Source organism: Sphingomonas sp. MMS12-HWE2-04 (genome assembly GCF_044881185.1).
GTDB lineage: Bacteria > Pseudomonadota > Alphaproteobacteria > Sphingomonadales > Sphingomonadaceae > Sphingomonas.
In genome coordinates this window covers 3485898-3510036 of the sequence record NZ_CP173254.1, presented here as the reverse complement: position 1 = coordinate 3510036, position 24139 = coordinate 3485898, and the positions used below count along the sequence as shown (strand labels likewise).

The following is a 24139-nucleotide window of genomic DNA, read 5'->3' as shown; positions in this document are numbered from 1 at the left end:
ATTACCTGCGCTAATGCGTAGACTTTCGCAGGGGGAGCTCGCGTGCGCGCAAGGATCGCTGCCACCAGGACCTGGCTTACGACATCGCTTTCCGATGTGCTGTTGCTTGGCGCCCTGCTGGTCGGCCTCGTCGCTTTCGCCGACGCGCCGTTCTCCAACGCGCTCTCCGCCGATGGCCCGCCGCCGGGAGTCCTCGCCAGTGCGAGCTGCCTGGTGCTCAGCGCGGTACTGTTCGGCTGGCTGCGTTTCGCCAGCCGCGCGGGCGGCGTGTTGCTCGCGGCACTGACGTTGTTCGGACTGGCATCGTTCCTGGCGGTGCTGTTGCGGCTTGCTGGCGATGCGCTGGGCGGGGCGGGCGCGCGCGAGCTGCTCGGGCCGCCCGCGTTCGAGGCGTGGATGCTCGGCGCGATGCCGGCGCTGTCGATCAGCCTGACCGGATTGCTCGGGCTAGTCGCGCGCGGCGAGCAGCCTTGGGCCGATCAGGCAATCCTTTCGCTGGCCAGCACGATCCTGGCAGTCTCCGGGGTCGATTTCGCGCTGCTGGTGACACACGGCGCCGCAGTGGCACGCGCGGCGTCGCTCGGTGGGTCGGTCGGCAGTGCGTTGGCCTTTGCGATGATGGCGCTCGGGGTGTTGGGCTGGCGGCGGCGCGGCATCCAGAGCAGCTTCTTTTCGGCAGAGAATGTCGGCTGGCGCGCGGTGCGCATCTGCCTGCCGCTGGCCGTGCTCGTCCCTGCCGATCGCTTCATACTCGCCTTCATGCGGCCGCTGCTGAGCTATCGCGCCGCGCTCCAAGCCGACATTCTGCTCTCGGTGACCAATCTTGCCGCGGTTGCCGTGCTGTTCAACCTGGCGATCTGGCGGCTTGCGCGCGACTATCAGTCGCTGGCCCGCAAGGAGGCGCGGCTCGCGCTGGCGATCGAGGCGCCGGGAGCGGGCAGCTTCGACTGGGATCTGCGCAACGGCACGCTGGACTGGACGCCCAACGCCGAGATGCGGATCGGGCTGGCGCCCGGCGGCATGCGCACGCTCGACCAGTGGCGTGCGATGCTCGACCCCGATGATCGTCGCGTCATCGAGCAGCGGATCGCTGCCGCTGCGGCCCGGCGCAGCGATCATTTCACCTTCCGTTATCGCCTCAATGCGGTCGATGGCGAGGTGCATACATTTGAAGGATCCGGCAGATGCTTCTATGATGAAGCAGGGGCGTTGATCCGCGTAGTTGGAATGAATTTGGACGTCACCGAACGGGACGAGCGCCAGGCAGAGCTCGAAACTAATCAGGCGCAATTGCGCTCCATCATCGAAAATGTGCCCGATGCGATGATCGTCGTCGACGAGCAGGGCGCAATTCGCCGTTTCAACCCCGCCGCAGAGCGGATGTTCGGCTTTGCCGCCGACGCGATGCGCGACCGCGACGTGGGGACGCTGATGCCGCCCGAACTGGCGCACTGGCCCGCGGGGGAGATCGCGCGCTATCTCAGGAGCGGCGCGCCCGGCATGGTCGGGCGTGCCGTCACCCTCACTGCGCGCCGCGCCGGCGGCGAAGTCTTCCCGATCGAATTGACCGTCGGCGAGGCCTGGTCGCGCGACGCGCGGATCTTCATCGCCTTTGTCCGCGATATCAGCGAGCGCGTCTCCGCCGAGCAACGGCTTGAGGCACTGCGCGACGAATATGCGCACAGCGCGCGGCTGACCGCGATGGGTGAGATCGCCGCGGGGCTCGCGCACGAACTCAACCAGCCGCTCGCCGCGGGGACCAATTTCCTCGGCGCGGCCGAGATGATCGTCGAGCAGGACATCCAGGATCCCGAACTCGCCAAGCTGCTCGCCGCGGCGCGCGGGCAATTGCTGCGCGCGGGCGAGATCATCCGGCGGCTGCGCGACTTCCTCGCCAAGGGCAGCGCCGATCTGCGCATCGAGCCGGTCGAGACGACGATCCGCGACGCGATCGCGCTGGGATTGGTGGGCAACCACCAGCATCAGATCGATGTCGATTATACCGTTGCGCCGGGCGCGGATCATATGCTCGCCGATCGCGTCCAGGTGCAGCAGGTGCTTGTCAACCTGCTGCGCAATAGTGCCGAGGCGGTGCGCGATCTGCCGCGGGCACGCCGCCGCATCACCATTTCGGCGCGGGTCGTCGACGACGAGGCGCTCGAATTGTGCGTGGTCGATGAGGGACCCGGCTTTCCTAAGGCCACGCTTGCCGATTTCCATATGCCTTTTGTCTCGACCAAGGGTGACGAGGGCATGGGAATCGGCCTGTCGATCTGCAAGCGCATCGTCGAGGCCCATGGCGGTATGCTGACTGCCACCAATCGCGCCTCGGGCGGCGCCAGTATCGCGTTCACGCTTCCAAGACCACAAATGGCGGACGCAGGGGGGATGCCGTGACCAGAACCATCTATATTGTCGACGACGATCCGAATATCCGCGCGTCGATGCTGAGCCTGCTCGGGAGGCTGGAGAATGTCGCGATCCGCAGCTTCGCCAGCGGCGACGCGTTCCTCGCCGATCTGGAGGATCTGCCTCCCGGCGTGCTGCTGCTCGACATGCACATGCCCGGCGCGTCCGGGCTCGACGTGCTCCGCGCGCTGGAAGCCGCGGGCAATCGCTCGGCGGCGGTGGTGATCACCGGGCAGGGCGACATGACGCTGGCGGTGCAATCGATGAAGGCGGGCGCAATCGACTTTGTCGAGAAGCCCTTCGACCACAAGGAGTTGCTCGGGCTGATCGATGACGGCTTCGCACGGATCGAGGAAACCAACGCCATCGCCGAGCGCGAGAATGAAGCGCGCACGCGCGTTGCAGCGCTATCGCCCCGCGAGCGCGACGTTCTCGACGGGCTGATCGCCGGCCGCGCTAACAAGGTGATCGCGAACGACCACGGCATCAGCCCGCGCACGATCGAAATCTATCGTGCCAATCTGATGGAGAAGCTTGAGGCGAAGACGCTGGCCGATGTGCTGCGCATCGCGTTTGCCGCTGGTATAGTCGGGGAAGTGTGAGGCGGGTTCGTTGGTTCACTGCGTCGCCCCCGCGCTGCCGAACGTGTTGAGCAGCCAGTCGCGCACCGAATTGGATGCGTGCGGCGCCAGTTGCAGATAGGCGCGCCGGCGATCGCCAGGATCGTCGAAGCGTTGCACCAGCCCTTCCTCCTCGAGCAGCCCGATCCAGCGCAGCGCGGTCGTGGTGGGGACGGCGGCCGCGAGGCAGACGTTCGATACGCTCACCCGCCGGTTCTCCAGTCCGGCGACATATAGGTCGAGCAGCACGTCCCATGCCGGGTCGGCGAAGAGCGTGCCGGGAAAATAGCGGTCGCGTTGACGGCGCTGCGCGAGATAGTGTTTCGCGAGCGCGATGAGCGTTCCATGATTGGGCGCAGGCGTCCCCTTGCGATCTTCCACGCGAATTTCCTCGAATTTTGATGGTCGGCGCGCGGGCTTAAACGCGGTCGGGCGCGGAGACTCGCGGCGCATCAGTGAGCCCGGCCCAGCGATCGAGTGCCACGCCCAGCGCGAGCGTGAACAGCATCGGCACCGACCAGAAGGCCTGAACGATGAAATATATCTTCGGCGAAAACCCGGGTGCGACGATGCTCGCGAGATGCGCTGAAACCGCGACGAGGTGCAGCCCGGTGAACCAGATTGGAAACCACCGGTCCGAACGCAATGCGATCCAGAACAAGGCGAGGAGCAGCGTGACGTCGACCGTGAATGCCGGCAGGTGCGGATGCACCCAGTCGACGTCCCGCAGCGTCACCAGGGAAGTCGCGATGCACGCGAGCACATAGATCGCCGCCACGCGCCGCCCGGCGTTTCCGCCATACAGCACTGCAAAACCGCAGCACAGGAGCACAAGCCCCCAAAGAGAAGCGCCACATCCACCTTCCCTGCCGAGCATCGCGACCCTCCCCAGGTCAAGCGTATTTGGGTTCAGACCCGGTCGTCCTGCGCCAGCGAACCTAGCTTCGCCTCGGTGAAGAAGGTCGCCGCGTCGGGCAGCCCGTTGGGGCAGCCGGTCGCCACTTCCTTCTGATTGCTGCGATTCTTGACTGCGGTGAGCTGCGCGATCAGTCCGCGCAGATCCTCGCGGCCTTCGACCAGCTTGCCGCCCTGCGCCATGATCCGCGAATAAAGCGCCTGCGTCACACCGATCGGCAGGTTGGAGGTCTGCGCGCTTTCGATCACTGCGGTCAGCAGACTGGCATGCGCAAGCAGCGCGCGATCGGTGGCGTGGAGCATTGTGCGGGTCTCGTCCGCGACGACGGGAACGGCGGCAACCGGAATATCGAACATATGTTTCCCCCGGCCAGAAGCGCATGCTCCTCGCCCGCAAATCAGTGGCAGTGGTTTAGAAGGGCTAGCGCAGCAGCCAGAACAACGTTGCGACGGCGATCGTCAGGATGATCAGCGTCGAAAGGCCCAGCACCGCGACCCCCAGGATCGCAAGCACCTTGCCTTCGGGTGTGCGGCTATTGCGTCGTCCTCCCAGCGGCGGAACCAGGCGGCTGAGCCAGGAGCGGCTGCCCTCTTCCGTCTGCGCCGGGCTTGGCGTCGCGGCGGGGATGGCGGCAAGGGGCTGCGGTTGATGGATCAACGATTGATCTAGCTCGTGCGTACGCAGCAGGCGCGCCGCCTCGGCGCGGTTCTCCACCTGCAACAGGTCGAGCGCCGCGCGGATATAGTTGTCGACGGTTATGTGGGTGATGCCGAGCTGGGGTCCAATCTGCTTCGACGTGTAACCCTGGCCGACCAGACGGAGGCAATCCTTCTGGCGTTCGGTCAGGCGAGTGATCGCGTCCATCGAGATGCGGCATCCTTAACTGGCAGTCGGTCCCCTGACCGGCTTGCAGCAACGCCGCAAGGTAACGCTCCGGTTCGGCCAGGGAAACCGCTGGCGTCGATGCGGCCGCGCAACAGGCAGGGTGGCGGGTGTCGCGCCTTGGACCAATTCGGGGCGCGGAGACTTTAGCGACCGGGCATCGGCGTGACGGGCAGGAGTCTCGGTTCGGGTCTGTGCCGGGCTATTTGCCGCCGCGAGCTGCTCGTTCGGCTGCCAATAGTCGCTCCGGCGCCGTGCTCACCAGATCGCGCAGCCGCCTGCCGCATGCTAGGAGGCGGCATGCAGGATCTTGGTTCTTCCGGTGTGACGTCGCTGCCTGAAGCGATCGCCGCCGTTCTTCGCGAGGCTGCGGCGATTGCCGTGATGCCGCGATACCGGCGGCTCGCGGAAGGAGAGATCGAGGAAAAATCTCCCGGCGACCTGGTGACGATTGCCGATCGCGAGGCCGAACGGATCATCGCCCAGGGGCTGACGGCGATTCGGCCCGACGCGCGCTTCATCGGCGAGGAAGCGTGCAGCCGCGACCCTTCGCTGCTGGACAATCTTGCCCACGGATCGGCATGGATCGTCGATCCGATCGACGGCACCGGCAATTATGCGGCCGGTCGCCCGCCGTTCGCGCTGATGGCCGCCTTGGTCGAAGACGGCGAGGCTGTGGCCTCGTGCATCTTTGATCCGCTCTCCGGCCGGCTCGCCGCGGCGGAACACAATTGCGGCGCCTGGCTGGATGGCACGCGCATAGTGCCGACGAACGAATCGCCTGGATTGGCAGCGATGACCGGGATCGTCAGTGACTTTTCCCGTCCGCTGGCAATGGCACCGCGAGTCGCAGCGCTGGCTGTGCAGGTTGGCGAGGCTGCGCCGACGCGGCGCTGCGCCGGAGACGAATATCCCCTGGTCGCGACCGGCGCGCGGCACTTCGCGCTTTATTGGCGAACGCTGGTCTGGGATCATGCGCCCGGCGTGCTGTTCCTGCGCGAAGCCGGCGGGGTCGCGGCGCGACTGGACGGGCGGCCCTATCGCGCCGCCGATCCGAGCGAGGCGATCCTGCTCGCGCAGACCCCGGCGATCTGGGAAGAGGTTGCGGAGGCGCTGCGCGGCTGAGTTCAGCTCTTCGCCAGCCGATCGAACGCCTGCAGCCGCGCCAGGAGCGCCGGCATTTCCTTGAGCGGGATCATGTTGGGCCCATCGCTCGGCGCGACTTCAGGGTTTTCATGCGTCTCGATGAACACTGCGGCGACGCCAGCGGCGACCGCCGCGCGCGCCAGCACCGGCACGAACTCGCGCTGCCCGCCCGAGGTTTCCCCCTGGCCGCCGGGCTGCTGCACCGAGTGCGTCGCATCGAACACCACCGGAAAGCCGGTGGCGGCCATGATCGGCAGCGCGCGGATGTCGGTGACCAGCGTGTTGTAGCCGAAGCTGGCGCCGCGCTCGCACAGCATCACCCGCTCGTTTCCGCTCGCGACGAGCTTTGCCAGGACATTCTTCATGTCCCAGGGCGCGAGGAACTGGCCCTTCTTAACGTTGATCGCGCGGCCGGTCTCGGCGGCGGCAACCAGCAGGTCGGTCTGGCGGCAGAGGAACGCCGGGATTTGCAGGACGTCGACGACTTCGGCGACCGGGGCGCACTGGCTCGCATCGTGCACGTCGGTGATCACCGGGCAGCCGAAGCGCTCGCGCACTTCGGCGAAGACATCGAGTGCCTTGGCGAGGCCGATGCCGCGCGCCGATCCGATCGACGTGCGGTTACCCTTGTCGAACGACGATTTGTAGATCAGGCCGAGGCCCAGCCCCGCGCAAATCTCGGTCAGCGCCGAAGCCGTGTCGAGCGCATGCTCACGGCTTTCCATCGCGCAGGGGCCCGCGATCAGCACGAAGGGCTTGTCGTTGGCGATCTCGAGCTTGCCGACTTCGACCGTCTTCATCGTGTTCATCCTCAAAAGGCTCCGCACTCGGCCAGGATCTCGCCGACGTCGCGCCCCCGCGCGGCATACATGCGGATGCGGGCCTCGTTGCTCATCACGTCCCAGACGGCGGCCTCGACTTCGTCCCAGCGCGCGCGCGGGACGACGATGACACCGTCCTCGTCGGCGAACACCACGTCGTCGTTGCAGATCCGCACGCCGCCCATTTCGATCGGCCGGTTCATCGCGTGCATCGTGCCGTCCAGCTTGATGTCGTTGCAGTTGGTGACGCGCGCATAGACCGGGAATCCCAGCGCACGCACATCGGCGGTATCGCGCGTGGTGCCGTCGATGACCGCGCCGACCGCGCCCGAACGGACCGCGATATTGGCGTTGAGATCCCCGAAATAGGCGCGCTCGGGCACGTCGGTCGCCACCATGATGACGTCGCCGGGGCGCACGAACTTGTATGAGTCGAGCGCGGTATAAATGCCCTTCCACGCGTCGGGGGGATCGTTCGGGCCGAGTCGGCGCAGCTCGAGCGTCTTGGCGCGGCCCAGCAGCTTGCCGCCGGTGGTCGGGCGCAGGCTGGGCGGCAGGACCGCGGCGATGCCCTTGTCCTTGCAGATGTCGGCGAGCACCGTCGAGGAGAGGTGCGAGATCATCGCGCGGAAGCGCGTCACTTCCGCGGCGCGTTGGCCGGCGGCGATCGTCTCGGCGATCATCAGGTCCGAGCCGCGATTGATGTCGATCTGCTCGATCGGATCGAGGTCGAAAAGGATCGGCCGCGTGCCGAAACGGCGGGTAGGGACGATGCCCGAAGCCGGCTTGCGCACGATATAGAGGCTCATCGCCTCGATCACCGTCGCCGGAAGATCGACGCTGTTCGGGATGCGGCCGGTGCCATAGGCCGGGGTGTCGCCATCCCAGCAATATTGCTTGGCGCGCGTCACGGCGACGAGGCTGTCCGCGTCGGGATCGGCGAGCAGGGCGTCGATCGCGCGGGTGATCGTTGCGGCGGAAACGAACGGCGCGGTGCACAGGATCTGGACCCAGACATCGGCGTCGGGGCGCTGGCTGCATTCCCAGGCGAACATCTCATGGCCGTCGGTGGCGTTGCTTGCCAGCGTGGCGGGGCGGACCAGCCGGGTAATCGGCAGGTCGGTCGCGAGATCGGCGAGCGTGTCGGATTCGGTGTCGAGGCACACTTCTGTGATCGCGGCGCAATCCAGCGCCTGGCGCAGCTTGCGCTTGAACAGATAATCGCCGTCCAGCACGGCAAGGTTCTTGTCGGGAACCCGCTCGCTATGGCCTTTGGCAGGTACGAAAGCGACGATCTTCATGGTTCAGCCTTGCATCAGATCATTGGTGTGCAGCATGCCGACAAGCGTGCCGTCGGCGTCGACAACGGGAAGGGCGAGCCAGGCCGCCGCGGAGGCACTGCGCATCAGCAGGACATCGCCGACGGTCGCGTCGGGCCCCACCACTTGCGGGCTGGTCTGCATGATCGCGCCAGCCGTCGCGGTCTGGATATCGCAGGCGGATTGGAAATGCCGGCGAACATCGCCATCGACAACGAGGCCGACCAGGCGGCCGCCGCCATCGACCACGCCCGCGGCGCCGAGCCGCTTGCTCGACATCACCGCGAGGAGATCGATCAGCGAGGTGGTGCGCTCGACCTTGGGCAAGGCATCGCCCTGGTGCATCAGGGTCGAGACCGGGATCATCTGCCGGCCCAGCAGCCCGGCGGGATGATGCCGCAAAAAGTCTTCGCGGGTGAAGCCGCGCATCCGGCTCACCGCAACGGCCAGCGCATCGCCCACCGCGAGATGCAGCGTGGTGCTCGATGTCGGCGCCATGCCGATATGGTCGGCCTCGCACGCGACTTCGGCGGGAATGAGATGGTCGACCGCACGGCCAAGCGGCGAGTCTGCGCGGCCGAGAATGCCCACCAGCGTACAGCCACGCGCCTTGAGCAGCGGCAGGACCCGGATGATCTCTTCGGTTGCGCCACTGTTCGACAGGACGAGCACGACGCTATGCGATTCGACGGCGCCGAGATCGCCATGCGCCGCTTCCGCTGCGTTGACGAACAAGGCTGCGGTGCCGAGGCTCGAAAAGGTCGCTGCGAGCTTGGCGGCGACATGCCCCGATTTGCCGACGCCCATCAGGATGATCGGCCGCGTCTGTCGGGCGATCAGCGCCACCGTTTCGGCAATGCCGGGCAGGGGGCGCCGTAGGAAGTCGGTCAGGGCATTGCGCTCGGCGGCGATCACGTCGCGGAACCAGGCGGTCGCAAAATCGGTCGAGGCCGGCGAGATGGCGGTGATTGCGTTCATCGTCTGTCCTATGCCGCCATCGTGCTCAGATGGGCGAAGCTGCGTTCCCACCGCGCCGGGTCGATCGGCCGATCGAGCCGCGCGAGGATGTCCGCTGCGGTCAGTTCCGGATCGTTCGGATCGAGCACGTTGTTTGCGACGTGGAAGGCGAACCAGGTCCGCGCGATATCCTGATCCGGTCGGCGCGCATTGCCTGCGGCAACGGCCGCAAGGAATTCGTCCCAATCCGAATAGGCGTTGAGCCACTCGCCGGTCTTGAACTTCGTCCGGCGCAGCATCGGCGTGCCGTAGAAGGCGGCCATCGCATAGACCTTGGAATCGCCGACCAGCATGCCGTCGGCGTCGCGCGCGAGCAGCGCGGTGGTGTTTTCGCCGTTCGGCCCCTTGCCGGGAAGCAGCCGCATCCGCGCGCCGTGTGATGCGATCTCCGCTTCGAGAATGCTGTTGTCGACATGCTGTTCGTTCAGCGGATGGTTGGTGACCGCGAGAAAGAAGGAGTTGTCGATGCTTTCGGCGAGCTCCGCGATCAGCCGGTGGTTCGGCGCGGCGCCCACGCGGTGGACCGGGAAGAAGTTTTCCTCATGCTCATATTCGAGCGGCAGTGCCAGGATAGGCCGGTCAGAGGGTAATCCGGCCCAGTCGCGGAACGCCTTGCGCATCTTTTCCGTCGGACGTGCAAGCGCCTGCAATTCGCCCCACAGGGGCGCGATCAGCCGGTCGAGTTCGGCCCGCGCAGCCACGTCGAGATCGGGTAGCAGACCGTGGTCGAACGGGTCTTCCTGCAGGATCACCCAATCCCGCGGCAGTGACAGGGGCGCGGCGCCCCCTTCCATCAGGTGGCGAACGATGCCGGGAAATGCGCGCACCGTTTCATAATCGGCGGAACGGCAAAGCACGTAATCCGGGGCCAGCGACCGGACGAAATCGATGATGCCGGCGCGCTCGGTGGCCTGGGTGCGCATCGAGGGATGGCTGTCGCCGTCGAAAATATGCCACTGCACCTGCGGCAAATGGGTCGTCGCGGAAAGTTCGCGTTGCCCGATGCCGGTTCCCTTCCAGGGAATCGGGGCTAGGACATGGACCTCGTGCTCGCGGACGAGCCGGCGCATAAGCGGCTCGACGATGTGGTCGAACCACCACGGCGTGATGACCGGCAAGTAGAAGAGAATCTTCACGCAGCATCCCAGCTTGGTCGTTGAACATCGGTCGTCTTGTCGGTGTCCACTCGGAACGGCCCGACAGCGTTACCCTGACATTATAGAATGCCGCCCACCGGCAACGGCGGCCGATGGGAAAAAATTGCCTAGTTGGTCCGGCCTGCGCCGGCCTGGCTAAATTCGCCCTATAATATGCGGGTTAACCATCGCCGGTGATCGGCTGCGAGGTAGTCCCGTGACAATCCAATTCGGTCGCGCACATTTTCTCGGGCTGGACGCCGCGCCGGAGGGCGGAATCAAAACCTATCGCGCCCAGGTCGCCGAGGGCACCCGCCGCGACGGGCCGCTGCGGCGCCTGCAATATCTCATCAAAGCCAATTACGCCTTCAACTACATCTGGTGGTTCAAGACGCGATCGAACGACCCTGCGCGCATCGCCCGGCTGGGAAGGCTAGAGAAGCGGCTGCTGCAGCCCCTCGCATCGACACGGGCCATGACCGAGCGTGCCGCCGAGTTTGCGAACTCGGACTTCCATTTCGCTTCGGCAATGCTCGACACCGCGCTTGTGAGCCGATTCGCCGAGGATCTGTACAAGCCGCAGCGCTACAACGATCCGTATCGCTCGAACTTCGAGCATGTCGGCAGTCCCGAACAGAGCGACAGCCCGTTTCTCTACATGGAGCCGCAGGCGCTGCTCGAAAACGCGAACTTCCTCGAAATCTGCGCGTCCCAGGCAATGATCGATTTCTGCCGCGAGGTGCTCGGCCCGCGCGCGGCGCTGAGCTGGGCCTGGTCCTGGATCAGCCAGCCGGGGCACATGCCGTATCAGAATCAGAAGTGGCACCGTGACGTCGTCGAGCCGCTCAACTTCCTGCGTATCTTCGTTCCGCTCCAGGCGATCGGAAGCCGCGAAGATGGCCCGACAGAGCTCATTCCCGGAACCTCGCAGATGCGCGAATTCTACGCGATGCGGCGGTTCTCCGATCAGGAGCTCGAGCAGACCAAGGTGGCCAAGGGTGCCGGCGTGGTGTTCGCCGAGCCCGGCGACGTCTATTTCGTCAACACCTTCGCGCTGCACCGTGGCACCCCGCCGGGCAACCGCCGCGCGATCCTCACGCTGCTCGTCTCGCTGTCGCCTTCGCATCGCACGCCGTCGATCCGCAAGCTGCGGCTGCGCGAGGTGCCCGAGCGGCTGCGCCCGATGATCCGCGCGAACAGGTCGTTCTTCCGGCACCTGATCCGATAGGCGCATTTGCATGCTCAAGCTCATCATCTGGGATCTTGACGAGACCCTGTGGCGCGGCACGCTCGCCGATGGCGATGCCGTCGCGCTGTTCGAGGACCGCGCGGCGCTTGTCCGCGGATTCAACGCGCGTGGCGTGGTGTCGTCGATCTGCTCGAAGAACGACTTCGAGCCCGCGAAGCGCATGCTGGTCGATCTGGGCCTGTGGGACGAATTCGTGTTCGCGCATATCGCCTTCACGCCCAAGGCGCCGGCTATCCGGAAGATCATCGACGACATGCAGCTGCGCGCCTGCGACGTGCTGTTCGTCGACGACAACCGCCTCAACCTCGAAGAGGTGCGGTTCGCGCTCCCGGAAATCCAGACGCTCGACATCACGCAGAGCGACGCCGATGCGCAGCTCCAGGGGCTGCTGGACGGTCTCTCGGGCGGGCGGAGCCGCGTCGAGGAATATCGCATCCTCGAGCGCAAGCTCCACGATCGCGACAGCGCCGCCGGCTCGAACGAGGATTTCCTCCGCTCGTGCGGGATCAAGGCCTGTGCGCCGTTCCTGATGGACAATCTCGATTTCGCGGGACGGATTGCCGAGCTGATCAACCGCTCGAACCAGCTCAACTACACCCAGTCGCGCGTCGAGCTCGCCGATCTCGAGGCGCGCATCATCGACGTCGTCGGCTATGATAGCTGGTCGATCTTCGCCTGGGATCGCTATGGGCATTACGGGCTCGTCGGCTTCGTGATGGTCGATCGCGTCACCCAGGCGTTCGTCCATTTCGTCTATTCGTGCCGCGCGATGCACATGGGCCTCGAAGCCTATGCGCTCCACAAGGTCCGCGAGAAGTGGCCGGCGATCGACGCCACGCGCTGGCAGGACCGGTTCAGTGACGCCCGTCCCGACTGGATCGAGGATTGCTCGTTCCACGATCCGAAGGTGCGCAACAGCCTGATCGCGGAGCAGGTGACCGGCCTCGCCGAGGCGCCGGCGCTGCGGATCATGTTCGATTGCCAATCCGGCGGCATCGCGCATTTCAGCCGCCATCGCAGCCGCATCGAGTTCGACAACAATCCCCGCCTGTTCGCGCTGCGATCGGTGTGGGACGGCAGCCATGTCGACCAGGCCTACCCTTCCCTCGTCGTCTATGGCGCCGGCATCGACTATGCGGACCCCCGCTGGGGAGAGCTCGCCTCGGCGATCGATCACGGCCTTTACCGCGAGTGCGTTCGCCGATTTTGCGCATTCATCGAGGCGCAGGGCATTCGCGCGCTGATCGTGCTGCCGCCGGACAACGCCGCCGACGGGCTGTACCGGCCGCACCTCAACCACAGCCGAGACCGCACCATTCGATTCAATCGCGAATGGTGGACGGCAGCTGCGCAGTGGAAGTGCATCGACATCGTCGACCTTTCGCAAGCGGACGGCGCGGATATGGCGGATGTCAGCCATTATCGGCCCGGCCTGCTTCGCGAACTGGCGGAGACGATCGACGGTTGGCTGGACGCAGCGGCAGCGACGAGCCTCGATCGGGCCGCCTGAGGCGCGGCGACACTCTCTCCTTGCGTTGCGGCGATGCCGGGCCGCCTTTGCGGACCGAAGCGAACAGGACAAGGGTGGGGCAGCTTCCCCCTGCGCGTCATCGCGTGCCTAACGCCGCGAGCGAGACCCTCGATTTGGGTGTGCCGAAGAATTTGACCGCCAGTGCCGCGCGCCCTTGATGCGCGCATTGGCGGGCACAGTCCGATTTCGCTTCACGGCGCGCGATTCTGGTGGAACGGTGGGAGCAGCGACTGCGATCGCCAACGATGTACACCGGGAGAAGCGGATGCGTAGATGGTACGGTGCTGGACTCTGCCTGTTGGCGCTGGCGACGAGCCCGGCGCTGGCGGGCCGCCAGGATGCAGCACCCAACACGCTCACATCGCGCGAACGGAGCGAGGGTTGGCAGCTGCTGTTCAACGGTCGCGATCTCGCCGGCTGGCGGTCCTTTGACGGGACTGCGCCTTCATCCTCGTGGGAAGTGCGCGACGGCATTCTGACCCTCACCGCGAATAGCGGGCAGATGAGCGGCGCTGATCTGGTCACTGCGGAGGAATATGGCGCGTTCGAGCTTACGCTCGACTGGAAGGTGGGGAGCGGTAGCAATAGCGGCGTTCTCTATCTCGCGCGAAAGGCACCGGGGGTCACGCAAATCTACCAGACCGGGCTTGAGATGCAGATCCTCGACGATGCGGGGCATAGCGATGGCAAGATCCCCTCGCATCGCGCCGGATCGCTGTACGACATCACCGTGCCGCCTCGCGGCGCGTCGCGCCCCGCAGGGGCATGGAATCATGCTCGGCTGCGCGTCGAATCCGGGCGTGTGCGGCAATGGCTGAACGGCACGCTCACTGCCGATGTGAGCTTTGGCGACGATGCGTGGCGGAAGCGCGTAGCGGGGTCTAAATTCGCCAAGATGCCGCTGTTCGGGACCTTCTCCAGCGGGGTGATCGGCCTGCAGGATCACGGCACGCCGGTCGCATTTCGCAACATCAAGATCCGCAAGCTTGGCGCATCCGCCCCGGGAGCCCGGGCAGGCGCCCGATGAGCGAAGCTGTGTTCGATCCGGCGGACGGCGCGGCCGACGTCATCATCGTCGGCTCGGGCGCCGCGGGGGGCATGGCGGCGTGGAGCCTGACCAAAGCGGGGTTGCGCTGCCTGTTGCTCGAAGCGGGACGCGACTATGACCCGCAGGCCGAAGTCAACATGTACGCGCCCGAAAGCGACGCGCCGTTGCGCGGAGCCGCCACGCCCGACAAGCCGTTCGGCTATTTCGATGCGACCGTGGGCGGAGGCTGGCAGGTCGACGGCGAGCCCTACACGATGCGCGAGGGCACCGATTTCCGTTGGTATCGCTCGCGGATGCTGGGCGGACGGACCAATCATTGGGGCCGGCATGTGCCGCGCTGGGGCCCGTATGATTTCAAGCCGTTTTCGCGCGACGGCCTGGGAGTCGACTGGCCGATCGGCTATGATGACGTCGCGCCCTTCTACGACCGGGTCGAGCGCCTGATCGGAGTCAATGGCGGGCGGATCGAGCTGGAGAATCATCCCGATTCGCCGGCGAACTGCCTGATGCCGCCGCCCAAGCCGCGCGTGCCCGAGATGCTCCTCAAGGCGACATGCGAAAGCATGGGGATCCCGGTGAGGACGGCGCACACCGCAGTGATCACGCGCGACATGCCCGACGATGTCGCGCCGCGCAGCGCCTGCTTCAACGCGACGCCGTGCACACGCGGCTGCACGATCGGCGCGATGTTCCAGACCACTACGTCGTTCCTGCCGATGGCGAAAGCGACGGGCAAGCTGACGATAGTGACCGACGCGATGGTGGCGCGGGTGGTGATGGCGACGGCGGACCGCGCCGCCGGCGTGGAATATGTCGATCGCAAGACGGGCGCGCGCCATCAGGTGAAGGCGCGGGCAGTGATCCTTGCGGCGGGGACGTGCGAGACCACGCGGCTGTTGCTCAATTCGGGCGGCAGCGAACCGCCCGGCGGCCTCGCCAATTCCTCTGGCCAGCTGGGACGCAACCTCACCAATTCGACCGGCGCGTCTTTCCGCGCCTTCGTGCCCGCGCTCGCCGATCGGCCGCGTTACAACGAGGACGGTATCGGCGGCCAGCACATCTATATCCCGTTCTGGCTCTACAAGGAGCAGCAGCGCGGCGAACTGGACTTCGCGCGGGGGTATCATTTCGAAATCGGCGGCCGCTTCGGCATCCCGCCGGCCGCGGCGCTGCCGCGTGTGTGGGGGGGGCCCTGAAAAAGGCCGTGCGCAGCACTTCGGGCGCGACGATCGGGATGACGCTGCGCGGCGAGATGATCCCTAACAAGGACACGTTTTGCGAGATCGACCCGGGCGTGAAGGACCGGTTCGGCATCCCGGTGCTGCGCTTCGCCTTTCGCTGGTCGCAGCATGAGATCAACCAGGTCGCGCACGGGCAAAAGACCGCGCACGCCGTGTTCAAGCGGATGAACGCCACGATCCTCGACCCCGATCTGCCGGCCGAAAAGATCATGACCGCCGGTGGCGAGATCATCCATGAATTGGGTACCGCACGGATGGGCGCCGACGCGCGATCCTCGGTGGTCGACAGCTATGGAAAGACCTGGGATGTCGGTAATTTGGTGCTGATGGACGGCGCGATCTTCGCCTCCGGCGCGCACAAGAATCCGACGCTCACCATCCTCGCATTGGCGCTGCGTGCATCCGAGCGGCTCGCCGCGCGCTTCAAGTCGGGAGCCTTTGCATGACGCTGTCACGCCGCGAAACGCTGCAATGGGTGATGACTGCGGCGGCGCTGCCGCTCGCGCGCTGGGCGTCGCCCGCGATAGCGGCGGGGCAGGCGAGCGTACCGCCATTCGATGTGGTGGATTGGCCGGCTGCGCTGCCCCCGCCGCCGCCGGCACAAGGCTATGGCCGCGATCCCGACCTGACGGCGCCCAAGGTCCCGTGGCCGCTGACGCTGAGCAAGGCGCAGCGTGCCACGACCGATCTGCTGGGCGATCTGATCCTTCCCGCCGACGCGCGCTCGCCGGGCGCCGGCACTCTGGGGGTGGGAGCGTTCGTAGACGAGTGGATCAGCGCGCCCTACCCGACCCAGCGGGCCGACAGGGCGCGGGTGATCGGCGGCCTGGTCTGGCTCGACGCGCAGAGCCGGGCCCTGCACCGGGCCCCGTTCGACGCGATAACGCCGCCCCAGCGCGCCATGATGCTCGATGCGCTGACCGTCGCCGCGCCCGCCGCGAAGCTCGCGGTTCCGGTCGCCTTCATGGATACGCTGCGCTATCTTTTCGTGCTCGGCTTCTACAGCCTGCCCGAAGGGAAAGCCGATATGGGCTTCATCGGCGACCAGCCGATAGCGGGCGACTATCCCGGGCCTTCCAGAGAGGCACTGGCGCATCTCGCACACGTGCTCGATCGGATGGGGCTTACCGTTCCTTAAGGCCGCGCGATAAGCCAACGTTTCCGGGCAAATGCCGACGAAATACCCACTCAGCGAACGCCCCGGTCGCGGTTAGCGGTCACACGACGAGATCGGAAATGGCGCACCCGACAGGATTCGAACCTGTGGCCTCTGCCTTCGGAGGGCAGCGCTCTATCCAGCTGAGCTACGGGTGCCTGGAAGGCGCCGCCTAGCAAAGGTGAACACGCTGCGCCAGCCGTTTCCTTCAGCGATCAGGCTCAGCCTTCGCTGGCGGCGCCCACCGGCTTGCGCAGGCGCGGGGCGGGGGTCTTGGGCTTGAACGCGCAGAGATCGGCGACGATGCACCGCCAGCATTCGGGGGTGCGCGCCTTGCAGACATAGCGGCCGTGCAAGATCAGCCAGTGGTGCGCGTGCAGCCGATAGGGCTGGGGCACGGCCTTTTCGAGCTTCAGTTCCACCGCGAGCGGAGTCTTGCCGCGTGCCAGCCCGGTGCGGTTGCCGACCCGGAAGATGTGGGTGTCGACTGCGAAGGTCTCGGCGCCGAACGCGACGTTCATCACCACGTTCGCGGTCTTGCGGCCGACCCCGGGCAATTCCTCCAGCGCATCGCGGTCCGCAGGCACCTCCCCGCCATGATCGCGGATCAGGGCCTCGGAAAGCGCGATGACGTTCTTGGCCTTGGTGTTGAACAGCCCGATCGTTTTGATGTGCCGCTTCAGCCCCTCCTCGCCGAGCGCGACCATCTTTGCGGGCGTATCGACCTCGGCGAACAGCCGCCGCGTCGCCTTGTTGACCCCGGCATCGGTCGCCTGCGCGGACAGCACCACCGCGACCAGCAGGGTATAGTCGTTGACCGATTCGAGCTCGGTCTCCGGGTGCGGATTTGCCGCCGCGAGCCGCGCGAAGAACTCGGCGACCTGCGCCTTGTTCAACTTTCGAGCACCTGGTCCATCGCGTAGCGCCCCGGCTGCTGACCGGCGAGCCACAAGGCCGCACGCACTGCGCCCTGCGCGAAGATCGCCCGGTCGTCGGCACGGTGGGTGAGCTCGATCCGCTCGCCCGCGCTGGCGAAGATCACGCTATGGTCGCCGACCACCGATCCGCCGCGCAGGCTCGCCATCCCGATCGTCCCCGCAACCCGCGAACCGGTAAGCCCGGCGCGCGCCGGCACCCCGGCTTCGGCCAGCGTCGTGCCGATGCCCTTGGCGGCGGCCTCGCCCAGCATCAGCGCGGTGCCCGACGGCGCATCGACCTTGTTGCGGTGATGCATCTCGACGATCTCGATGTCCCAGTCGGGGCCGAGCCGCGCCGCGGCGTCGCGCACCAGCCGCGCGAGCAGCCCGACGCCCATCGAGGTATTCCCGGTCTGGAGCACGGCGATCTCGGCTGCGGCGGCATCGATCAGTTCGTGGTGGCGGGCATTGAGCCCGGTGGTGCCGATCACGATCGGCGTGCGCGCCGCGCGCGCTGCCGCCAGATGCCCCTCGAGCGCGGCCGGCGCGGAGAAATCGACCAGCACATCGGCCTTGCGCGCCACCGCGGCGGCGTCGCCGTCATGATCGCAGCCGCCGGCGACCTGCGCGCCCAGCGCGGGCGCCGCCGCCGCGATCGCCTGTCCCATGCGGCCCAGGCTGCCGTAAATACCGATGCTCGTCATGCCCCATGCTCTGGCACGGGCGCGTGCGCGAAGGAACTATTTCTTGGGCTTCTTGCCGATCGGGATGTCGAGCGTGACCATCGCACCCGGCGCGCTCACGCCGCCAACGGTCCGCTCGACTGCCTCCACCCGGCCCTTGCCGCCGCCGGGAAGCGTAAAATTAGGCCGCAGCGGCCTGGGCTCGAAACGCGGATCGATCTCCCCCATCCGGTAGCGTTTCTGGCCGGGATCGCCGCACACGGTGATGTCCTCGCCCGAGCGCGTGCAGCGCCGCGACACGCGCGCCTCCTCGAGATCGGGGAAAATCGGCGCGCGATCCTGGGCAAGCATGGCGAAGAGCAACGCAGCGATCATCGGCATCCTCCGGTCACGGCATCAGAGCGGGCGATTGCGGCGCCGGCAAGGCACGAGGGGGATTGGCGAGCCCGGCGAGCACCTGCCGCAAATAGGCTGCCTGGCGCATCTCCTCGTCCATGCCGCGCTGCCTCGCCTGCGGCTCCGATTGCAGGATCGACAGATAGCGTTCGGCGATTTGCCGGAACCGATTGGGATTGAGAGCAGGCGGCGTCAGGCGCTCGGCCCGAAACAGGTCACCAAGCGCTTCCCGGCGCAACGAAGTCGCGTCTTCCGCGGGGATATTGGGAGCCTGGGATCGGCGGAACTGCGCCTCGGCTCTGGCGAGCAGCAGAACGACATGATCGTCGGTTGCCGAATTGTAGTGGACACTTTCGGGGAAAGCGGGCCTGGCTGCGGCATCGATCGCATGCCACGCGACATCAAATGCTGAGAAGGATAAGTTCCGCGCGGCTGGACGCACATCCTCTGCGAGCTCGATCTGCGCCTTGCTGCGCCAAAAGGCACGGATACGACCCGGCAAGTCGTTCTCGCCCTTGCAAGCGGCGGCAAGGATTTCTGACGCGACGTCCGTCTCACAAAACGTTCCGTCATCGCCGAGCAGCGGCTGGATAGCGGCGCGCATCACGGCGTCGTCATTTTCTTCGATGACTGCCGCGGCTGCCGCGAGATCGGCGGCGGACCCGCTGATCCTGGCCGTTGTGAGCGCATATCGCATTTGGAGATCGTGAAGGAGGTTCACGCCCCGCGCCTCAATGCCAACGGCATATTGCAAAATGGAGCCATCGGCCGCCTTTGCAACGCGGACACCTTCATAGAAGCGCGCCTCGGCGTTGGTCAGCGGTGTCAGATAGCGGCTGGCTTCTTCCAGCAACGCGCGCGAGCGAAAGAATTCCGCCGCGCGCAAATATTGCTCGGCCAGGAACGCAAAGCGGTCGTGCGCCACGATGAGCATCTGGAGTTGTCGCACCGCGCGATCGCGTCGCAGGGCCTCGATCTGCCGGTAGCGTGCGGGCCCGGACGCCTCGGGGCTGATCGGGCGATGTTGAACTGCCGCTTGCGCCTTGCGCCACACCGCCGGTAGCGCGGTTTCGGCGTCCCTGACCGAAGGCATGCCTTCGAGTGCGGTCGTTGCAAGAAAGCGTAGCGCCTCGGTCGTGCTACGCTCGTCGCCAAAGGCGAGGTGCCAATCGATCAGGCTGCCTTTCATCAGGTGCTCGCACCAGGTCCAGCCATATTGCCGCCGATAGCTTTGCGGGATCGGCTCCACCGCGATCCGCCGAAGCTCTTCGTGCGTTCCCTGCCAGTTGCGCGCAAAGGTTAGGCAAATGTCCGATTTCCGCTCCGGGGCTATCGCGGCGGGAGACCCGTCAGCCAAAATCATCATCAGCAGTGACCACAGGATAAACCGCATGCTCGTGCCCTCATTCGGCGATTAGGCCGTCTGCTGCTTATCCGGTGCGAGTTACGAGCCGGTTATTTCACGATGGCAGGCATCTGAGGCGATCGGCCGCGCATGCTTCGGCGCCGCGACTGGCAGCCATGACAGGGCGGGCCATGATCGCGTATCACAACGGCATGACCGCTCCCCGCAACATCGTCATTCTCACCGGCGCCGGCATTTCCGCCGAAAGTGGCGTCGCCACCTTTCGCGGGCCCGGCGGGCTGTGGGAGGGCCACCGGGTCGAGGACGTCTGCACGCCCCAGGCGCTCGCGCAGGATCCCGAACTGGTCCACCGCTTCTACGATGCGCGCCGCGCGCAGCTCGCCGGGGTCGAGCCCAATGCCGCGCATCTGGCACTGGCGCGGCTCGATGCGGCGTGGCCGGGCAACCTGCTGCTCGTGACGCAGAATGTCGACGATCTCCACGATCGCGCCGGATCGTCGCGGCTGCTGCACATGCATGGCGAACTCAAATCGGCGCTGTGCCCCGCCTGCGGCAACCGCATCGCCTGGGAAGATGCGCTGCCGCCCGAGACCGAGTGCCCGAATTGCGGCACACCGGCGCTGCGTCCCGACATCGTCTTCTTCGGCGAGATGCCCTATCATATGGCAACGATCGAGGCGGCGCTGGCGCAAGCCGACCTTTTCGTCTCGATCGGCACATCGGGCGCAGTCTATCCGGCCGCGGGATTCGTCCAGACCGCGCGGCATTACGGCGCTGCCACGCTCGAGCTCAATCTCGATCCGTCGGAAGGCAGCCTCTGGTTCGAGGAGAGCCGGATGGGGCCGGCGGGCACGCTCGTCCCCGCCTGGGTCGACGCAGTGCTCGGCTAGACGGTCTCGCCGCGAAACATCGGCACGCAGCTTCCGGTGACGTGCGCGACGATGCCCTCGGGCGTGCGCTCGGCGGCGACGCCGAGCAGGCTCGGCCGCCCCATCTCGACACCCTGGCGGATCGTGAAGGCAAGCGTGTCGACATCGTCGAGCGAAAGCAGCAGGCCGCCGAGCGCCGCGGCGGCGCTGCCGGTGGCGGGATCCTCATAGGTGCCGGCCAGCGGCGCGAACATCCGCGCGCGCACGCCGCCCTCCTCGCGGACATAGGCGAGCAGCGAGAAGCGGCCGTCCATCTCGGGCGCGATCGTCGCGCGGAAGGCGGCGATGTCGGGAACGCAGTGCGGCAGGGCATCGCCGGCGATTTCGGCGAGGACGAACTGCACCCCCATCGATGCGGCCAGCGGCGCGTGGGCGTCGATGCGCACTGCGTCGGCGCCAATCCCCAAGCACGCCGCGATCGAAGCGCGGTCGACGGCCGGGCCCAGCTGCAGCGGCTGGGGCGCGGTGAGGGTGCCGCCGCTCGGCCGCCCGTCGGCGTCGGTGGCGATCTTCACGCGCACCAGCCCCGCCGGCACTTCGAGCCGGGCTTCGCCGCCGCCGACATAGCCGGCGCGCGCGAGCACATAGGCAGTGCCGATGCTGGGGTGCCCGGCGAACGGCATCTCGGCAGTGCGATGGAAGATGCGCACCCGCGCCGTGTTCGCCGGATCGGCGGGTGGCAGCACGAAGGTCGTCTCGCTGAGGTTCATCTCGGCGGCGAGCGCCTGCATCTCCTCGCCGGTCAACCCTTCGGCGTCGGTGAACACCGCCAGCGGATTGCCGCCGAAGCGGCGATCGGTGAAGACGTCGACGGTCTCGAAGCGATGAGTCATGCGTGCCGCCTAGCCCATTCGCTGCGCTTTCGAAACGATCTTAGTCGACCCAGTCGAGCCCGATCTCGCGATAGCGCGAACGGTCCTCTTCCCATTTCGGGTTGACCTTGACGTGGAGATAGAGGTGCACCGGCACCCCGGTGATCCGCGACAATTCGGCCCGGGCGCGCGCGCCGATCTCCTTGATCCGCGCGCCGCCCTTGCCGAGCACGATCGCGCGCTGGGTCTCGCGCGCGACGAGGATCTGCTGGTGGATCTCCACCGAACCGTCGGGCCGCTCGGTATATTTCTCGGTATCGACGGCGCTGGCATAAGGCAGCTCGGCGTGGAGCTGGAGATAGAGCTGCTCGCGCGTCACTTCGGCGGCGATCATCCGCTCGGTCGCGTCGGAAACCTGGTCTTCGGGGAAATGCCACGGGCTCTCGGGCATTGCCGCGGCGAGCGCGGCCTTGAGTTCGGGCACGCCGTCGCCGGTCTGTGCCGAGACGAAATAGGTCTCGTCGAACGGCAGGATCTCGTTGAGCTTGGCGGCATGGCCCAGCAGCCGCGGCTTGTCGGCGATGTCGACCTTGTTGAGGATCAGGATCTTGCGCTCGGGCCGCCCGGCCAGGCTCTCGATCACCTGCTGCACCTTGGGGCCGATCCCGCCCTTGCCATCGACCACCAGCGCGATCAGGTCGGCGCCGTCGGTGCCTTCCCAGGCGGCGGCGACCATCGCGCGGTCGAGCCGGCGCTCGGGCGTGAAGATCCCCGGCGTATCGACCAGCAGCAGCTGGGTCTGGTCCTCGATCGCAAGGCCCATCAGCCGTGCGCGCGTCGTCTGCGCCTTGGGGCTGACGATCGCGACCTTCTGGCCGACCAGCGCATTGACCAGGGTGGACTTGCCCGCATTGGGCGCGCCGACGATCGCGACAAGGCCGCAATGCTGGGGGATGTCTCGGTCACTTCTCTAACTTTTCCAAAAGGGCTGCCGCTGCCGCGGTCTCGGCTTCCTGCTTGCTGGTGCCTTCGCCGGTGGCGTCGGGAAGCTTGCCGATCGTCACCCTCACCACGAAGCGCGGGCTGTGGTTGGGTCCGGAGCGGTCGACGATTTCATATTCGGGCGGGCGGCGATTGTTCGCGGCGGCCCATTCCTGGAGCGCCGACTTGGGGTGCTTGGGCGCCTGGGCATGCGCGTCGATGCGGCCGTCCCAGGCCTTGCGCACGAAGCCGCGCGCCGCCTCGAAGCCGAATTCGAGGTAGAAGGCGCCGATCAGCGCCTCGACCACGTCGCCCAGCACATTGTCGCTGTCTGCCGCACCGTCGCCCCGCGCCTGCTTGCCCAGCTTGAGATAGGGCACCACGCCCAGCTCGCGCGCGACATCGGCGCAGACTGCGCCGGTCACCAGCGCATTGAGCCGCCGCGACAGCGCGCCTTCCGCCTCGCTGGCGAAGCGTTCGAACAGCCATTCGGCGATGACCAGCCCGAGCACGCGGTCGCCGAGGAATTCGAGCCGCTCGTAATTGGCCGCGGCCTGGCTGCCATGCGTCAGCGCGCGCTCATAGGGTGCGAGATCGGCGGGTGCGCGGCCGAAGGTCGCCTCGATCCACCCCTTCAACTCGCCCCCCCGGGCGGGACTCAAAAGCCCTCCCCGAGGCGGCTCCAGCGTGCCGCCGTGAACCAGGTCCAGGGCAGGACCCAATTCGCGCTGCCATCGGTCGACCAGAAATTGACGATCGCCTTGCCCTCGAGATTCTCCAGCGGCACGAATTCGATGCCGCCATCCTCATGGCTGAAGCGGCTGTCGGTCGAATTGTCGCGATTGTCGCCCATCAGGAAAACATGGCCCGCGGGCACCGAATAGACGCCGGTATTGTCCTTGGGGAAGGTGCCCTGGTCCAGCACGTCATATTGCTTGCCGTTGGGCAGGGTCTCGCGGAAGCGCGGGAAGCTGCACACCGCGTTGCCGGTGCCGTCGAGCTGCTGGAAGCGTTCGGGGCAGCGCTGGAAATTGGGCGAGATCGGCACGACGAAATTGGCGATCTGCTGCTTGGGGATCGCCTTGCCGTTGAGCATCAGCTGGCCGTTGACCATCTGCACGGTGTCGCCGGGCAGGCCGATCACGCGCTTGATCCAGTCCTCGCTATTGCCCGGCGGCGCCTTGAACACCACCACGTCGCCGCGCGACGGGTTGCTGCCGAATACGCGGCCCGGGATCAGCGGAATGCTCCACGGCAGCGAATGCTTCGAATAGCCATAGTTCCACTTGGTGATGAACAGATAGTCGCCGATCAGCAGCCGCGGCAACATCAACTCGCTGGGAATTGAGAAGGGCGAGAAGATGAAGCTGCGCACCACGAACACGATCAGCGCGAGCTTGACGAGGAAGCTCGCCAGATCGCGCCATTCGGATTTGGGCTTCTCGCTGGCGGTGCCGACCGAATAGGGTTTCGGTTCGGGTTCGGCCGGCTTCTGGGGCTCGGCGGAAGGCGCGTTTTCCATGAACCATGCTCTGCTTGGGGTTGGCGGTGGCGTCAAGCCGAT

26 protein-coding genes and 1 tRNA gene are annotated in these 24139 nt (G+C 66.5%); 10 read left to right on the top strand and 17 right to left on the bottom strand.

The window, feature by feature from the left end:
- Positions 1–42 precede the first annotated feature (42 nt).
- Together AB2M62_RS16520 and AB2M62_RS16515 are read left to right on the top strand one after the other, a co-directional pair.
- Positions 43–2397 carry a PAS domain S-box protein gene (locus AB2M62_RS16520; protein WP_404335547.1) on the top strand — a complete coding sequence of 785 codons (2355 nt, stop codon included), beginning with the start codon at positions 43–45 and terminating at the stop codon, positions 2395–2397.
- Positions 2394–3011 carry a response regulator transcription factor gene (locus tag AB2M62_RS16515; RefSeq protein ID WP_404335545.1) on the top strand — a complete coding sequence of 206 codons (618 nt, stop codon included), beginning with the start codon at positions 2394–2396 and terminating at the stop codon, positions 3009–3011. The genes AB2M62_RS16520 and AB2M62_RS16515 overlap by 4 nt, the downstream gene beginning before the upstream one ends.
- A 15-nt stretch (positions 3012–3026) precedes the next feature.
- On the opposite strand, the gene AB2M62_RS16510 is transcribed toward AB2M62_RS16515, so the two are convergent.
- From AB2M62_RS16510 to AB2M62_RS16495, 4 genes are all read right to left on the bottom strand, one after another.
- On the bottom strand, positions 3027–3410 hold the full coding sequence (locus AB2M62_RS16510) for a MarR family transcriptional regulator (protein WP_404335543.1): 384 nt from the start codon (positions 3408–3410) through the stop codon (positions 3027–3029).
- A gap of 37 nt (positions 3411–3447) precedes the next feature.
- The gene (locus AB2M62_RS16505) at positions 3448–3807 is read right to left on the bottom strand and encodes a hypothetical protein (protein ID WP_404335541.1); all 360 of its coding nucleotides are present in this window, start codon (positions 3805–3807) and stop codon (positions 3448–3450) included.
- 131 nt (positions 3808–3938) lie between these two features.
- On the bottom strand, positions 3939–4301 hold the full coding sequence (locus tag AB2M62_RS16500; protein WP_404335539.1) for a hypothetical protein: 363 nt from the start codon (positions 4299–4301) through the stop codon (positions 3939–3941).
- Between the two features lie 64 nt (positions 4302–4365).
- Positions 4366–4809 (bottom strand): LuxR C-terminal-related transcriptional regulator, encoded by a 444-nt coding sequence (locus AB2M62_RS16495; RefSeq protein ID WP_404335538.1) that lies wholly within the window; start codon positions 4807–4809, stop codon positions 4366–4368.
- 318 nt (positions 4810–5127) lie between these two features.
- Between AB2M62_RS16495 and AB2M62_RS16490 the strand changes: the two genes are divergently transcribed.
- Positions 5128–5952 carry an inositol monophosphatase family protein gene (locus tag AB2M62_RS16490; protein WP_404335537.1) on the top strand — a complete coding sequence of 275 codons (825 nt, stop codon included), beginning with the start codon at positions 5128–5130 and terminating at the stop codon, positions 5950–5952.
- Between the two features lie 2 nt (positions 5953–5954).
- On the opposite strand, the gene kdsA is transcribed toward AB2M62_RS16490, so the two are convergent.
- The 4 genes from kdsA to AB2M62_RS16470 are packed head-to-tail and all read right to left on the bottom strand — an operon-like array spanning position 5955 to position 10266.
- The gene (gene kdsA, locus AB2M62_RS16485) at positions 5955–6782 is read right to left on the bottom strand and encodes a 3-deoxy-8-phosphooctulonate synthase (protein ID WP_404335535.1); all 828 of its coding nucleotides are present in this window, start codon (positions 6780–6782) and stop codon (positions 5955–5957) included.
- Positions 6783–6784: 2 nt separating this feature from the next.
- Positions 6785–8095, bottom strand: a complete 1311-nt coding sequence (locus tag AB2M62_RS16480; protein ID WP_404335533.1) for a cytidylyltransferase domain-containing protein — start codon at positions 8093–8095, stop codon at positions 6785–6787.
- Between the two features lie 3 nt (positions 8096–8098).
- Complete coding sequence (locus AB2M62_RS16475) at positions 8099–9091, bottom strand: SIS domain-containing protein (protein ID WP_404335531.1); 993 nt, start codon at positions 9089–9091, stop codon at positions 8099–8101.
- 8 nt (positions 9092–9099) lie between these two features.
- Positions 9100–10266: a hypothetical protein gene (locus tag AB2M62_RS16470; protein ID WP_404335529.1), complete on the bottom strand. Its 1167-nt coding sequence runs from the start codon at positions 10264–10266 to the stop codon at positions 9100–9102.
- 217 nt (positions 10267–10483) lie between these two features.
- On the opposite strand from AB2M62_RS16470, the gene AB2M62_RS16465 reads away from it, so the two are divergent.
- From AB2M62_RS16465 to AB2M62_RS16440, 6 genes are all read left to right on the top strand, one after another.
- Positions 10484–11494 (top strand): hypothetical protein, encoded by a 1011-nt coding sequence (locus AB2M62_RS16465; RefSeq protein ID WP_404335528.1) that lies wholly within the window; start codon positions 10484–10486, stop codon positions 11492–11494.
- Between the two features lie 10 nt (positions 11495–11504).
- Positions 11505–13025, top strand: a complete 1521-nt coding sequence (locus AB2M62_RS16460; RefSeq protein ID WP_404335526.1) for a hypothetical protein — start codon at positions 11505–11507, stop codon at positions 13023–13025.
- A gap of 286 nt (positions 13026–13311) precedes the next feature.
- Entirely contained in the window at positions 13312–14073 is a 762-nt protein-coding gene (locus AB2M62_RS16455) for a DUF1080 domain-containing protein (protein WP_404335524.1), read from the top strand.
- Entirely contained in the window at positions 14070–15290 is a 1221-nt protein-coding gene (locus tag AB2M62_RS16450; protein ID WP_404335523.1) for a GMC family oxidoreductase N-terminal domain-containing protein, read from the top strand. The genes AB2M62_RS16455 and AB2M62_RS16450 overlap by 4 nt, the downstream gene beginning before the upstream one ends.
- Positions 15291–15298: 8 nt before the next feature.
- Positions 15299–15781 (top strand): GMC family oxidoreductase, encoded by a 483-nt coding sequence (locus AB2M62_RS16445; protein ID WP_404335521.1) that lies wholly within the window; start codon positions 15299–15301, stop codon positions 15779–15781.
- Positions 15778–16473 (top strand): gluconate 2-dehydrogenase subunit 3 family protein, encoded by a 696-nt coding sequence (locus AB2M62_RS16440; RefSeq protein ID WP_404335519.1) that lies wholly within the window; start codon positions 15778–15780, stop codon positions 16471–16473. Before AB2M62_RS16445 ends, AB2M62_RS16440 begins: the two co-directional genes overlap by 4 nt.
- A gap of 99 nt (positions 16474–16572) precedes the next feature.
- Here AB2M62_RS16440 and AB2M62_RS16435 read toward each other — a convergent pair.
- The 5 genes from AB2M62_RS16435 to AB2M62_RS16415 all read right to left on the bottom strand — a co-directional run bounded on the left by AB2M62_RS16435 (position 16573) and on the right by AB2M62_RS16415 (position 19880).
- Positions 16573–16649 (bottom strand) — tRNA-Arg (locus AB2M62_RS16435).
- Positions 16650–16712: 63 nt separating this feature from the next.
- Positions 16713–17387 carry an endonuclease III gene (gene nth / locus AB2M62_RS16430; protein WP_404335517.1) on the bottom strand — a complete coding sequence of 225 codons (675 nt, stop codon included), beginning with the start codon at positions 17385–17387 and terminating at the stop codon, positions 16713–16715.
- Positions 17384–18112: a 4-hydroxy-tetrahydrodipicolinate reductase gene (dapB, locus tag AB2M62_RS16425; protein ID WP_404335515.1), complete on the bottom strand. Its 729-nt coding sequence runs from the start codon at positions 18110–18112 to the stop codon at positions 17384–17386. Before dapB ends, nth begins: the two co-directional genes overlap by 4 nt.
- Before the next feature lie 36 nt (positions 18113–18148).
- Entirely contained in the window at positions 18149–18466 is a 318-nt protein-coding gene (locus AB2M62_RS16420) for a hypothetical protein (RefSeq protein ID WP_404335513.1), read from the bottom strand.
- Positions 18467–18479: 13 nt separating this feature from the next.
- Positions 18480–19880 (bottom strand): hypothetical protein, encoded by a 1401-nt coding sequence (locus tag AB2M62_RS16415; RefSeq protein WP_404335511.1) that lies wholly within the window; start codon positions 19878–19880, stop codon positions 18480–18482.
- 164 nt (positions 19881–20044) lie between these two features.
- Here AB2M62_RS16415 and AB2M62_RS16410 point away from each other — a divergent pair, with 164 nt between their 5' ends.
- Positions 20045–20743 (top strand): NAD-dependent deacylase, encoded by a 699-nt coding sequence (locus AB2M62_RS16410; protein WP_404339988.1) that lies wholly within the window; start codon positions 20045–20047, stop codon positions 20741–20743.
- On the opposite strand, the gene AB2M62_RS16405 is transcribed toward AB2M62_RS16410, so the two are convergent.
- From AB2M62_RS16405 to lepB, 4 genes are read right to left on the bottom strand one after another with little or no spacing between them, the layout of a single operon-like run.
- Positions 20740–21615, bottom strand: coding sequence for a PhzF family phenazine biosynthesis protein (locus AB2M62_RS16405; protein ID WP_404335509.1), 876 nt, complete (start codon positions 21613–21615; stop codon positions 20740–20742). The two genes, AB2M62_RS16410 and AB2M62_RS16405, sit on opposite strands and share 4 nt — an antisense overlap.
- A gap of 40 nt (positions 21616–21655) precedes the next feature.
- Entirely contained in the window at positions 21656–22549 is an 894-nt protein-coding gene (era, locus tag AB2M62_RS16400; protein ID WP_404339986.1) for a GTPase Era, read from the bottom strand.
- A 7-nt stretch (positions 22550–22556) separates the two neighbouring features.
- The gene (gene rnc / locus AB2M62_RS16395; RefSeq protein WP_404335508.1) at positions 22557–23213 is read right to left on the bottom strand and encodes a ribonuclease III; all 657 of its coding nucleotides are present in this window, start codon (positions 23211–23213) and stop codon (positions 22557–22559) included.
- 20 nt (positions 23214–23233) lie between these two features.
- The gene (gene lepB / locus AB2M62_RS16390) at positions 23234–24097 is read right to left on the bottom strand and encodes a signal peptidase I (protein ID WP_404335506.1); all 864 of its coding nucleotides are present in this window, start codon (positions 24095–24097) and stop codon (positions 23234–23236) included.
- Between the last annotated feature and the right edge of the window lie 42 nt (positions 24098–24139).